Annotated in this window: 11 protein-coding genes; 10 read left to right on the plus strand and 1 reads right to left on the minus strand. The window is 72.0% G+C overall.

The window, feature by feature from the left end; all coding sequences use genetic code 11:
• Positions 1–42 precede the first annotated feature (42 nt).
• The 9 genes from G407_RS0116995 (at position 43) to G407_RS0117035 (ending at position 10,941) form a co-directional block, all read left to right on the plus strand.
• Positions 43–1,020 carry an ABC transporter permease gene (locus G407_RS0116995; protein ID WP_029031788.1) on the plus strand — a complete coding sequence of 326 codons (978 nt, stop codon included), beginning with the start codon at positions 43–45 and terminating at the stop codon, positions 1,018–1,020.
• Between the two features lie 38 nt (positions 1,021–1,058).
• Positions 1,059–1,946 (plus strand): ABC transporter permease, encoded by an 888-nt coding sequence (locus G407_RS0117000; RefSeq protein ID WP_425337507.1) that lies wholly within the window; start codon positions 1,059–1,061, stop codon positions 1,944–1,946.
• Complete coding sequence (locus tag G407_RS0117005) at positions 1,946–2,950, plus strand: ABC transporter ATP-binding protein (RefSeq protein ID WP_029031790.1); 1,005 nt, start codon at positions 1,946–1,948, stop codon at positions 2,948–2,950. Before G407_RS0117000 ends, G407_RS0117005 begins: the two co-directional genes overlap by 1 nt.
• Entirely contained in the window at positions 2,947–4,071 is a 1,125-nt protein-coding gene (locus G407_RS28305; protein WP_084327593.1) for an ABC transporter ATP-binding protein, read from the plus strand. The genes G407_RS0117005 and G407_RS28305 overlap by 4 nt, the downstream gene beginning before the upstream one ends.
• Positions 4,071–4,961 carry an alpha/beta hydrolase family protein gene (locus G407_RS0117015; protein WP_029031791.1) on the plus strand — a complete coding sequence of 297 codons (891 nt, stop codon included), beginning with the start codon at positions 4,071–4,073 and terminating at the stop codon, positions 4,959–4,961. Before G407_RS28305 ends, G407_RS0117015 begins: the two co-directional genes overlap by 1 nt.
• Before the next feature lie 262 nt (positions 4,962–5,223).
• Positions 5,224–7,548, plus strand: coding sequence for an MHYT domain-containing protein (locus G407_RS0117020; RefSeq protein ID WP_029031792.1), 2,325 nt, complete (start codon positions 5,224–5,226; stop codon positions 7,546–7,548).
• Positions 7,549–7,907: 359 nt separating this feature from the next.
• The gene (locus tag G407_RS0117025) at positions 7,908–9,398 is read left to right on the plus strand and encodes a SulP family inorganic anion transporter (RefSeq protein WP_029031793.1); all 1,491 of its coding nucleotides are present in this window, start codon (positions 7,908–7,910) and stop codon (positions 9,396–9,398) included.
• A 12-nt stretch (positions 9,399–9,410) separates the two neighbouring features.
• Positions 9,411–10,259 carry a universal stress protein gene (locus G407_RS0117030; protein WP_029031794.1) on the plus strand — a complete coding sequence of 283 codons (849 nt, stop codon included), beginning with the start codon at positions 9,411–9,413 and terminating at the stop codon, positions 10,257–10,259.
• Between the two features lie 118 nt (positions 10,260–10,377).
• The gene (locus G407_RS0117035; protein WP_029031795.1) at positions 10,378–10,941 is read left to right on the plus strand and encodes a peroxiredoxin-like family protein; all 564 of its coding nucleotides are present in this window, start codon (positions 10,378–10,380) and stop codon (positions 10,939–10,941) included.
• Here G407_RS0117035 and G407_RS28310 read toward each other — a convergent pair.
• Positions 10,893–11,486 (minus strand): Crp/Fnr family transcriptional regulator, encoded by a 594-nt coding sequence (locus tag G407_RS28310; RefSeq protein ID WP_169728800.1) that lies wholly within the window; start codon positions 11,484–11,486, stop codon positions 10,893–10,895. The genes G407_RS0117035 and G407_RS28310 overlap by 49 nt on opposite strands.
• Before the next feature lie 63 nt (positions 11,487–11,549).
• On the opposite strand from G407_RS28310, the gene G407_RS28315 reads away from it, so the two are divergent.
• Positions 11,550–12,143 (plus strand): hypothetical protein, encoded by a 594-nt coding sequence (locus tag G407_RS28315; protein WP_210163128.1) that lies wholly within the window; start codon positions 11,550–11,552, stop codon positions 12,141–12,143.
• Positions 12,144–12,157: the final 14 nt, after the last annotated feature.

Consider the following 12,157-nt stretch of genomic DNA (forward strand, 5'->3'; position numbering starts at 1 on the left):
CGAGCGGGCCCGGCTCCCCCATCCGTCCGAGGACACGAGCCCGTGACGCTGTTCATCCTCCGCCGCGTGATCCAGAGCGTCTTCGTGCTCCTCGCGGTCTCGCTGGTCGTCTTCTTCGCCGTCTACGCGATCGGCGATCCCGTCGAGCTGCTCGTCAGCCCGGACACGAGCGCGGCCGAGCGCGAGGTGATGATCCGTCGGCTCGGTCTCGACCTGCCGATCTGGCGGCAATACCTCGTGTTCCTGGGCAACCTCGCCCAGGGCGACCTCGGCACCTCCTTCGTCCACGGCGTCCCCGCGGTGGAGCTGATCCTCCAGCGGCTGCCCGCGACCCTGGAGCTCGTCGTCCTCTCCCTCGTGATCGCCGTCTCGATCGGGCTGCCGCTCGGCATGATCGCCGGGCTCGCTCCCGAGACGCGCACCGCGCGCACGATCATGACGGGCTCGATCTTCGGCTACTCGCTCCCGGCCTTCTGGCAGGGGATGATGCTGATCTTCGTCTTCGCGGTGTTCCTGAACTGGGCGCCGGCGGCGGGGCGCGGGGACACGGTGAGCCTGCTCGGCGTGGAGGTGAGCTTTCTCACCGCGGACGGCTGGTCCCACCTGATCCTGCCGGCGATCAACCTCGCTCTCCCGAACCTCGCGCTCGTGCTCCGGCTCGCCGCCTCGGGCACGGCGGAGGCGCGGCTGCAGGACTACGTCAAGTACGCCCGCGCCAAGGGCGTGCGGCGCGGGCGCATCGTGCGCCGGCACATCCTGCGCAACATCCTCGTCCCCGTCGTCACCGTGATCGGCGTCGAGTTCGGCAGCCTGATCGCCTATTCCACCATCACCGAGACCGTGTTCGCCTGGCCCGGCATGGGCAAGCTCCTGATCGACAGCGTCTACCAGCTCGATCGGCCGGTCGTGGTCGCCTACGTCATGATCGCCACCTTCATCTTCGTCACGGTCAACCTCCTCGTCGATCTCGCCTATGCGATGCTCGATCCGCGGGTCGAGCTCGAGAAGGGGGCGTCGTGAGCCAGAGCCCAGAACCCGTGCGCTCCGAGCCCGTCGGCCTGGCGCCCGCGATCCTCGAGACGCCGAACCGGGCCCGCATCCTGGCGCGCCTGCGCAGCCGGCCGACGGCCCGCGGCGCGGCGATCGCGCTCGTGATCCTGATCGCCGCCGCCCTGTTCGCGCCGTTCCTGGCGCCGCACGACCCCTACGACCTCGCCGCGCTCAGCATCTTCGACAACAGGCTGGCGCCCGGCACGCAGAGCATGGACGGCCCCGTCTACTGGCTCGGCACCGACTCGCAGGGGCGCGACATGCTCAGCGCCATCCTCTACGGCCTGCGCATCAGCCTCGTCGTCGGCCTGTCGGCGACGGCGGCGGCCGCGACGATCGGCACGCTGATGGGGCTTCTCGCGGCCTATGTCGGCGGCGCCGTCGAGACCGCGATCATGCGCCTCGTGGACTTCATCCTCGGCTTTCCCACGATCCTCGTCGCGCTCATCCTGCTCTCGGCCACGGGGCGGGGCGTCGACAAGGTGATCCTCGCCATCGTCATCGTGCAATGGGCGCAATACGCGCGGATCATGCGCGGCACCGTGCTGGTCGAGGCGCGCAAGGAATATGTCGAGGCGGCGCGCAACTTCGCCATTCCTGGCTGGCGCATCATGCTCGTCCACCTGCTGCCCAACGCGCTCGCGCCGATCCTCGTCGTCGCCACCGTGCAGGTCGCCTCCGCCATCATGCTCGAATCGACCTTGTCCTTCCTGGGCGTCGGCGTGCCGATCACCGAGCCCTCGCTGGGCCTCCTGATCGCGAGCGGGTTCGAGTACCTGCTCAGCGGCGAGTACTGGATCAGCTTCTTCCCGGGCCTCGCGCTCGTGGTGCTCGTCTTCTCGATCAACCTCGTCGGCGATCGCCTGCGCGAGAGCATCGACCCGAGGCGCCGCTGATGAACGCTCCGTCCCCCAACGCTGCCCGGCCGCTGCTCGAGGTCCGAGGGCTGCGCACCGTGTTCCATTCGCTCGCGGGGGCGTATGCCGCCGTGGACGGCGTCGACCTGTCGATCGCGCCGGGAGAGGTCGTCGGCCTCGTCGGCGAATCCGGCTCGGGCAAGTCCGTGACCGGCTTCTCGCTGATGCGCCTCGTCGATCCGCCGGGCGAGATCGTGGCGGGCGAGGTCCTGTTCGAGGGCCGCGACCTCCTCTCGCTGCCCGAGAGCGCAATGCGCGCGATCCGCGGCGACAGGATCGCGATGATCTTCCAGGACCCGCTGATGACGCTCAACCCGGTCCTGACCATCGGCGAGCAGATGATCGAGGCCGTGACGGAGCACCACGGCGTGGGCGAGCGCGCCGCGCGGACCCGCGCCATCGAGGCTCTGGGCCAGGTTGGCATCGCGTCCGCGGCGCAGCGCCTGCGGCAGTACCCGCACGAGTTCTCGGGTGGCATGCGCCAGCGGGTCGCCATCGCCACCGCCATGCTGAACCAGCCCGACCTGATCATCGCCGACGAGCCGACGACGGCGCTCGACGTCACGATCCAGGGCCAGATCCTCCACGAGATGCAGAAGCTGTGCGAGGCGAGCGGCACGGCGCTCCTGTGGATCACCCACGATCTCGGCGTCGTCGCCGAGCTCGCGGATCGCATCTGCGTGATGTATTCCGGGCGCATCGTCGAGACCGGCACCGCGGACGACGTGCTCGACGCGCCGCGTCATCCCTACACCGCCGGCCTGCTCGGGTCCGTGCCGTCGGTGAACGCGCCCGGGTCGCGGCTGCACCAGATCGACGGGACCGCGCCGCCGCTCTCCGCCCGTCCGACGGGATGCCCCTTCCGCACCCGCTGCGGCAACGTGCTGCCCGTCTGCGCCGAGATCGACCCGCCGCTCGCCGGCCCCGTGCCCGGCCGAGGCTGGCGCTGCCACAACCCCATGCCCGAGCGAGACGCCGCATGACGCTCGACACGACGCATCGCGAGGCGCCGAACCTTGACGCGCCGATCTTGGAAGCGCCGAACCGCGAGGCGCCGATCTTGGAAGCGCCGATCCTGGAGGCGAGGGGCCTCGTGAAGCGCTTCTCGCGCAAGCCCGACATCGCCATGCGCCTCCTCGCGCTCGCCGGCAGGCCGATCGACCGGCGCACGGTCCACGCGGTGGAGGACGTCGACCTCGCCGTGGCGCCGGGCGAGGTCGTCGGGCTCGTCGGCGAGAGCGGATGCGGGAAGTCGACGCTCGGCCGGGCGCTCGCGGGGCTGCACCCGCCCACCGACGGAGACGTGCTCTATCGCGGCAAGCCGGTGCGAGAGCTGACGCGGGCCGAGCGCCTCGCCTATACGCTCGAGGTGCAGCTCGTCTTCCAGGATCCCTACGCATCGCTCAACCCGCGCCGCACGGTGCGCCAGACGGTGGGCGAGGCGCTCGCCGTGCATGGCCTCGCGCCGCGCGGCGAGATCGCCGACCGGGTCGAGGCGGCGCTCGCCGAGGTCGGGCTCGACGCCTCCTATGCGAGCCGCTATCCGCACGAGTTCTCCGGCGGGCAGCGCCAGCGCATCGGCATCGCCCGGGCGCTCGCCGTCGATCCTCGCTTCCTCGTCTGCGACGAGCCCGTCGCGGCCCTCGACGTCTCGGTCCAGGCGCAGGTCGTGAACCTGTTCATGGACCTGCGCGAGAAGCGCGGGCTCACCTACCTGTTCATCAGCCACGATCTCGGCCTCGTGCGCCACATCTGCGACCGCGTGGCGATCATGTATCTCGGCCGGATCGTCGAGGAGGGGCCGGCGCAGGCGCTGTTCTCGGATCCGCAGCACCCCTACACGGCGGCGCTCGTCGCCGAGATCCCGGACGTGCGCCGTCGCAAGCGGCGCTTCACGCCGATCGCGGGGGAGATACCCTCGCCGCTCGCGCCGCCGCCGGGCTGCGCGTTCCACCCGCGCTGCCCCCACGCCATGCCGGTCTGCCGGGAGACGCGCCCCGCGCTCGCCCCCGTCGCGGTGGGCCGGCGCGCAGCCTGTCACCTGCACACCGCCCCCGGCGCCTCGCCGGCGGCGATCGCGACCACAGTCGGAGTACCTTCCTGATGACCGATCTCGCCGCTCTCGCGGACGCCCTCGCGCGCCCCGGCCGTCACGCCGTCCCCTTCGTCGACGAAGCGGGCCATCGCGAGGGGCCGATCACGCTGAACTGCTACCGCGCCGCGGGCTACGATCCCGCGCGCGAGCCGGTCTTCGTTCAGCACGGCATGCTGCGCAACGGCGACGATTATCGCGACTTCTGGATCGAGGCGGCAGACCGCCACGGCCTGCTCGTCGTGGCGCCCACCTTCTCGAACGAGCACTATCCGGAGCCCGAGAGCTACAACAACGGCCGCGTGCTCGACGCCGAGGGCGCGGTGCGGCCGCGGAGCGAATGGGCCTACGACAGCCTCGCGCGCATCTTCGAGGCGCTGCGCGAGGCGGGCGTGACGCGGGCGGCGACGGCGCGGCTGTTCGGCCATTCCGCCGGCGGGCAGTTCGTGCATCGCCTCGCCGCGCTGGAGCCGGGGGTGCCGTTCAGCGAGATGATCGCCTCGAACGCGGGCTGGTACACGCTGCCGCTCCTCGACAAGCCCTTTCCCGAGGGGCTCGGCGGCATCGGGCTCGACGAGGGCGACCTGCGGCGCCTCTTCGCGCTGCCCATCGTGATCCTCGCCGGCGCCGGCGACATCGCCACGGACGACCCGCATCTGCCGTCGAATCCGGAGGCGCTCGCGCAGGGCCCGCACCGATTCGCCCGCGCCGGCAACTACATCGCCGTCGCGCGGCGCGAGGCGGAGCGGCTCGGCGTGCCCCTCGCATGGCGCCTCGTGGAGGTCGCGCATATCGGCCACGACGGTCGGGCGATGTCCGCGGTGGCGGCGCGCCTCTGGTACGCCGGCGCGATCCCCGGGGAGGCCGAGCTCGCGGCGCTCGCCGGGCAGCGGGCGGCCTGAGCGGCCGGGCGGCGAGGGGAGGGGGATCGGGCTCTTCCGCCTCGCCGAGGTCGGCGTTCACGACGGGCGCCGCCGGGAGCCCGTCACGGCCCGGCCGACCCACGCCTGCCGGTCCGGAGCGCGTCCCTCAGCGGAGGACCTGCTCTCCCCGGCCAGTGACCGCCTCCGGCCCTCGATTCGATTTGCACCGCCGCCTCGCGGAAACTACATGCACGGACGCGGATTTGTCGCGTGTTCGTCCAGCAGCCGGTGCACCGAAGCGATGACCTACGACGGCAGCCATGACGGGATCCCCGTTGCGCTCTCGATCCTGATCGCGATCTTCGCGTCCTACACCGCGCTCGACCTCGCCACCCGGATGATTGTCGCGAGCGGCCGGTCCCGGTGGGCCTGGCTCGGGACGGCCGCCCTGGCGCTGGGCGGCGGGATCTGGTCGATGCACTTCGTCGCGATGCTGGCCTTTCGCTTGCCCGGCATCACGATCGGATACGACGTCCCGCTGACGCTGGCCTCGCTCGTGCTGCCCATCGGCGTCACCGCTCTCGGGTTCTTCGTCGTCGACCGGTGGGGATCGCGGCGGGGCGTCCTGGCGGCGAGCGGCCTCGTGATGGGGCTCGGGATCGTCGGCATGCACTATGCCGGCATGGCTGCCATGCGCCTCCCGGCGGAGTTGCAGCACGAACCCGTCTGGGTCGCGGTGGCCGTCGTGGTCGCGATCGGAGCCGCCTTCGTGGCGTTGCGGCTCGCCTTCCGGCATTCCGGGCCGCCGGGGCGCATCGGCGCCGCCATGGCCATGGGCCTCGCGATCGCCGGGATGCACTACATCGGGATGCACGGCGCGGTGTTCGTGCAGCCGGGTTCCCCGCCGCCCGCCGGGCTCGGGAACGATATCGGCCAGATGCCCCTCGCGCTGTGGGTGACGGGGACGACGGTCGTCATCCTGGCGATCGCCCTCGTCGCGGCCGCGCTCGACCGGCATCTGGCGGGACTCGCGGCTCGCGAGGCGGATGCCCTGCGCGAGAGCGAGGAGCGCTTCCGCCTCATGGTCCAGAGCGTGACGGACTACGCGATCTTCATGCTCGACCGCAGCGGCCATGTCGCCAACTGGAACTCGGGGGCGCGACGCATCAAGGGCTACGAGGCGCACGAGATCGTCGGCCAGCACTTCTCGTGCTTCTACACGCAAGAGGATCGGGCGCGAGGCGTCCCGGAGCAGGCTCTTCGCATCGCGGAGCGCGACGGCCGGTTCGAGGCCGAGGGTGATCGGGTGCGCAAGGACGGCTCGCGCTTCCTCGCGAGCGTCGTGATCGAGCCGATACGCGACGATGCCGGCGAGATCATCGGCTTCGCCAAGGTGACCCGCGACGTCACGGAGAGACGACGGGCTCAGGACGCCCTCGACGAAGCGCGGGAGGCGCTCGCCCAGGCGCAGAAGATGGAGGCGCTCGGCCAGCTGACCGGCGGCGTGGCGCACGACTTCAACAACCTGCTGATGGCGATCCTCAGCAGCCTCGAGCTCCTTCGCAAGCGTGCCCCGACAGACCCGCGGACGACCCGTCTCATCGACAACGCCATCGCCGGCGCGCAGCGCGGCGCCACGCTGACGCGCCGCATGCTGGCCTTCGCGCGACGCCAGGAGCTGCGCCCGTCGGCGGTGGACATCCCGAGCCTGGTGCAGGGCATGTCGGAGCTGCTGCAGCGCTCGATCGGGCCGGGGGTGCGCATCGAGACCCGCTTTCCGCTGGGGCTCCCGCCGGCGCTCGTCGACGCGCATCAGCTGGAGCTCGCCCTGCTGAACCTGTGCGTCAACGCGCGCGACGCCATGCCGGACGGCGGCACGATCACCGTCACCGGGGCGTTCACGAACGACACCCGCGAGGGGGCGGAGGCCGGGATGGTGTGCCTCTCCGTCGGCGATACTGGGATCGGCATGGACGACGCGACCCTGGCGCGCGCGCTCGAGCCGTTCTTCACGACGAAGGGTGTGGGGAAGGGGACCGGGCTCGGCCTGCCCATGGTTCAGGGGCTCGCCGCGCAGTCCAGAGGGCGGCTCGTGCTGCGCAGCCGCCCTGGCGAGGGCACGACGGCCGAGGTCTGGCTCCCCGTTGCCGTCTCGCCTGTCGACCGTGCTTGCCACGAGCGTGTGCCCGCCGTGCCCGAGACCGGCTCCGAGGGCCGGCCGCTCCAGATTCTCGTCGTCGACGACGACCCTCTCGTCCGCGAGAGCGCCGTCGCCATGCTCGACGACCTGGGCCACCGTGCCGTCGCGGCGTCCTCGGGCGCCGAGGCGCTGGGCATCCTCGAGGTCGGGCACGGCATCGATGTCGTCGTGACCGATCACGCCATGCCGGTAATGACCGGGCTGGAGCTGCTCCGGCGGATCGCGGAGGCGCACCCCGGCCTCCCGGTGGTCCTCGCGACGGGCTACGCCGAGCTGGCGGAGGGCATCGAGCCGGCGATCGTCCAGCTGCGCAAGCCGTTCGGCCAAGCCGATATCGCCGCGGCGCTCCGCGCCGCGATGCTCGAGCCGGAGGCGTCGGGGACCGTCGTCCCGCTCCGGTCCAAGTCGTCGTCGCGGACGAGTTGACCGGCTCGGCCGGTGCGGGCAGGCCACGCATCTCGAAGGCTGCGCCGACGGCGAGCGGCGCCGCGACGCCGCCTGGAGACGGCACGCCCGACGCCCCGGCTGCGGAAATCGCGGCGCCGCCCTTGCATCCGGTCGCCCGCCGGCGTAACCGGAACGGGTCGCTGCACAGCAGCATCCCCCTCCGACGCAGTACCCCGAGGCCGATGTAGGACGCCGCATCCTTTCGACGCCACCCGCACCGCTCGAGGCTCCGCCTCGCGGCGCCGGCGTTCGCGGCCACGCCTCTTCGCCCACCCCCGCGTCAATCCCTCGATCAGCCGTGCCCCGCCCGTCCGCGCGGCGACGAAAGCGATTTTCCGATGAAGACCTTCTCCCCCGGGCGCCTGCGCGCCGACTGGCTCGGCAACGTCCGCGCCGATCTCCTCGCCGGGCTCGTCGTGGCGCTGGCCCTGATCCCCGAGGCGATCGCCTTCTCCATCATCGCCGGCGTCGACCCGAAGGTCGGCCTCTACGCCTCGTTCTCGATCGCCGTCATCACGGCGATCGTCGGCGGGCGGCCGGGGATGATCTCGGCGGCGACGGCGGCCACCGCAGTCCTCATGGTCGGGCTCGTGCGCGACCACGGGCTCGAGTACCTCCTCGCGGCGACCGTGCTCGCGGGGCTCATCCAGATCGTCGCGGGCTGGGCGGGGATCGCGCAGCTGATGCGCTTCGTCTCGCGGTCGGTGATGACGGGCTTCGTCAACGCGCTGGCGATCCTCATCTTCATGGCGCAGCTGCCCGAGCTGATCGGCGTGACCTGGATCACCTACGCGCTCGTCGCGGCGGGCCTCGTCGTGCTCTACGGCCTGCCTCGGATCACGACCGTCGTGCCCGCGCCGCTCGTGTGCATCGTGGTCGTGACGCTCGCCGTCTGGGCGCTCGGCCTCGACGTGCGCACCGTCGGCGACATGGGCGAGCTGCCCTCCGCGCTTCCGGTATTCCTGATCCCGGACATCCCGTTCACCTTCGAGACGCTGATGATCGTCCTGCCGTACTCCGCTGCGGTGGCGGCGGTGGGCCTGCTCGAATCGCTGATGACGGCGCAGATCGTCGACGAGCTGACGGATACGCCCAGCGACAAGCGCCAGGAATGCGTCGCTCAGGGCATCGCCAACACCGCCACCGGCTTCATCGGCGGCATGGCGGGCTGCGCCATGATCGGGCAGTCGGTGATCAACGTGAAATCCGGCGGGCGCGGGCGGCTGTCGTCGTTCTCGGCGGGCGTGTTCCTGCTGATCATGATCGTCGCGCTCGGCGGCCTCGTCGCCGACATCCCGATGCCGGCCCTCGTCGCCATCATGATCATGGTCTCGGTCGGGACCTTCTCGTGGTCCTCGCTCGCCAACCTGCGCACGCATCCCCGCTCGTCGAGCGTGGTGATGCTCGCCACCGTCGCCGGCGTCGTGCTCACCCACAACCTCGCGATCGGCGTGCTGCTCGGCGTCCTCCTGTCGGGCATCTTCTTCGCCTGGAAGATCGCGCAGCTCTTCCGCGTGACCTCCTCGCTCGACGACGCCCGCACCGCACGGACCTACGTCGTGGAGGGCCAGCTCTTCTTCGCCTCCGCCGACGCGTTCGCGGCCTCCTTCGACTTCAAGGAGGCGCTCGACCGGGTCGTGATCGACGTCTCGCGGGCGCACATCTGGGATATTTCCAGCGTATCGGCGCTCGATACGGTGGTACTCAAGTTCCGTCGCGAGGGAGCCGCGGTCGAGATCGTGGGCCTCAACGAGGCGAGCGAGACGATCGTCGACAGGCTCGCGATCCACGACAAGCCGGGGGCGCTCGACAAGCTCCTGGAGCACTGAGGGGAAGGGACCATGCCTCATCTCGTCGCCTGCATCGACGGCTCGATCTACTCCCATTCCGTCGCGGATCACGCCGCCTGGGCGGCCGCGCGGCTCGGGGCCTCGGTCGAGCTCCTCCAGGTCCTCGGCCGCCGCGACGTGTCGAGCACGGACCTCAGCGGCAGCCTGCCGGCGGACGCGCGCGTCCACGTGCTGGAGCAGCTCGCGGAGGTGGACGCCCAGCGCGCGCGGCTGCTGCTCGACAAGGCGCGCATCGTCATGGACGAGGCGCGCGCGCGTGTGCGCGACGCCGGCGTCGGCGCGGTCGAGACGACGCTTCGCCACGGCGACCTCCTCGACGAGGTCGCCGCCCGCGAGGCGGGCGCGGACATGATCGTCGTGGGCAAGCGCGGAGAGGCGGCGGATTTCGCGCGCCTGCATCTGGGCTCGAACCTCGAGCGCCTGGTGCGCGCGGCACACAAGCCCGTCCTCGTCGCCTCGCGCGGCTTCCGGCAGATCGACCGCGTGCTCGTCGCCTTCGACGGCGGGCCGAGCGCCCTGAAGGCCGTGGACCACGTTTCCCGCTCGCCGCTCTTCGCCGGGCTCGCGATCCACATCGTGACGGCCGGCGCAGTGGACGCCGAGGCGCGCCGGCGGCTCGACGCGGCGGCCGCTCAGATCGGGGCGGGCGGGGCCGCGGTCGAGACGCATCTCGAGGCGGGCACGCCGCACGAGGTGATCGCGGCGCACGTGGAGCGCCTGGGGATCGACCTCCTCGTCATGGGCGCCTACGGCCACACCCGCCTGCGCAACCTCTTCATCGGCTCGACCACGACGGAGATGATGCGCACGAACCTCGTGCCGGTGCTGCTGTTCCGGTGAGGGAACCCGCGGGCCGTGCGACGTTCACGCCCGCCGCACGGCCATGTGATCGCGCGATGGGGTGCGCCGTCGCCGGGCGCGCGCCATAACCGGCTCGTCCCGAGCGAGAGGCGATCCCATGCCCGACATCCGTCCCTTGACCCCGCGTAGACCGGTTCCCCCCTTGCAGCTGCCGCTCGCCGGCGGCGGGCGCTTCGACATCGCCGAGGAGGCGCCCCGGCACTTCACGCTGCTCGTGTTCTATCGCGGGCTGCACTGCCCGATCTGCAAGGTGCAGCTGCGCGAGCTGGAACGTCAGCTCGGCGCCTTCGCCGAGCGCGGGGTCGGCGTGGTCGCCGTCTCGTCGGACGACGAGGAGCGCGGGGAGCGGACCAAGCCCGAATGGGGCCTGTCCGCGCTCCGGGTCGCCTACGGCCTCGATCTCGAGACGGCCCGGCGCTGGGGCCTCTACGTCTCGACCGGGCGGGGCACGACGTCTGCGGGAATCGAGGAGCCGGCGCTCTTCAGCGAGCCCGCGCTCTACCTCGTGCGGGCCGACGGGACGCTCTATTTCGGTGCTGTGCAGACGATGCCCTTCGCCCGCCCGCACCTGTCCGACGTGATCGGGGCGATCGACTTCGTCCTCGCCAAGGACTACCCGGCGCGCGGCGAGGTGGAGTCGCTGTCCGACCCGTCGCGCTGAGCCGGGGACGCCGAGCGCCGCTCGCTTCTGCGCCCCGCCAGCGCGCGGTAGAGCGCCTCGCGCGTCACGCCGATCTCGGCGGCGAGATCCTGCCAGGCGCCGCGCGGCGGCAAGGTGCGTCCGTCGGCCAGCCAGGCGTCCAGGCGCTCCGCCACGGTGCGCAGCGAGCGGATCTCCGCGCGCAACCGCGCCGCCTGTACCGCGCGGGCGAGCTCGCCGGCCCAGTGCTCCGCGAGCCCAGGGTCGTGCGCGAGCGCCGCGCGGAACGCCGGCCTCGGGAGCGTCGCGACGCGCGCGCCCCCGCCCGCGACCGCGTCGCAGTGATAGCGTGCCGACCAGGCGGACGCCTCGGCGACGATCCCGCCGGCGGACACGCGGTGCAGGATCATGCGGGTCCCCGATCCGGCATGGCGGACGAGCATCACCTCGCCGCTCCGCACCTGGAACACGTGCGTGACGGGATCGTCGGCGCGAAACAGGCTGGCGCCCGGCTCGAGGGTGCGGACGGGTGCGGTCGCGAAGAGGCGCGCGATCGGATCTGGCATGATCGCGATCATATGGCGCCCGCGCGCAGCGCGCTACGGGGTGGCATCGACAGGGAGCACCTCATGATCCGCCATGCCGTCCTGCCCGGCCTCGCCGCCGCCATCCTCCTCACGCTGTCCGCCTCGGCGATGGCGCAGCACGCGAGCCCCTCGCCCTATGCCGGGGCGGAGCGCCGGGCGATCAAGAGCCTGTCGCAGGAGGACCTCGACGAGCTGCGCCGCGGGGGCGGCTGGGGCCTCGCGCTCGCAGCGGAGCTCAACGGCGTCCCGGGCCCCGCCCATCTGCTCGAGCTGAAGGACGCGATCGGCCTCACGGCGGAGCAGGTCGCGGCGATCGAGGCGATTCATGCGCAGATGCGCAGCGAGGCGCGCGCGGCGGGCGAGCGCCTGATCGCGGCCGAGGCGGCGATCGAGGCCGCGTTCCGCGCGGGCGGTCTCGACGTGGGGACCCTGCGCGGGCTCGTCGCGGATGCCGAGGCCGCGCGCGCGGACCTGCGCTTCGTCCACCTGTCGCGGCACCTCTCGACGCCGCCGCTGCTCACGGCGGACCAGATCGCCGCCTACGCGGCCGCGCGGGGCTATGGGAGCGACCCCTGCGCCGCGGTTCCGGAGGGGCATGACGCCGCGATGTGGCGTCGGCACAACGGCTGCGATTGAGCGACGTCGCGGAG

Source organism: Salinarimonas rosea DSM 21201 (assembly GCF_000429045.1).
GTDB lineage: Bacteria > Pseudomonadota > Alphaproteobacteria > Rhizobiales > Beijerinckiaceae > Salinarimonas > Salinarimonas rosea.

Coding starts and splice junctions, on each gene's coding strand:
- G407_RS0117005 (WP_029031790.1), top strand. CDS start 1,946: ATGAACGCTCCGTCCCCCAACGCTGCCCGGCCGCTGCTCGAGGTCCGA.
- G407_RS28305 (WP_084327593.1), top strand. CDS start 2,947: ATGACGCTCGACACGACGCATCGCGAGGCGCCGAACCTTGACGCGCCG.
- G407_RS0117015 (WP_029031791.1), top strand. CDS start 4,071: ATGACCGATCTCGCCGCTCTCGCGGACGCCCTCGCGCGCCCCGGCCGT.
- G407_RS0117020 (WP_029031792.1), top strand. CDS start 5,224: ATGACCTACGACGGCAGCCATGACGGGATCCCCGTTGCGCTCTCGATC.
- G407_RS0117025 (WP_029031793.1), top strand. CDS start 7,908: ATGAAGACCTTCTCCCCCGGGCGCCTGCGCGCCGACTGGCTCGGCAAC.
- G407_RS0117030 (WP_029031794.1), top strand. CDS start 9,411: ATGCCTCATCTCGTCGCCTGCATCGACGGCTCGATCTACTCCCATTCC.
- G407_RS0117035 (WP_029031795.1), top strand. CDS start 10,378: ATGCCCGACATCCGTCCCTTGACCCCGCGTAGACCGGTTCCCCCCTTG.
- G407_RS28310 (WP_169728800.1), bottom strand. CDS start 11,486: ATGCCAGATCCGATCGCGCGCCTCTTCGCGACCGCACCCGTCCGCACC.
- G407_RS28315 (WP_210163128.1), top strand. CDS start 11,550: ATGATCCGCCATGCCGTCCTGCCCGGCCTCGCCGCCGCCATCCTCCTC.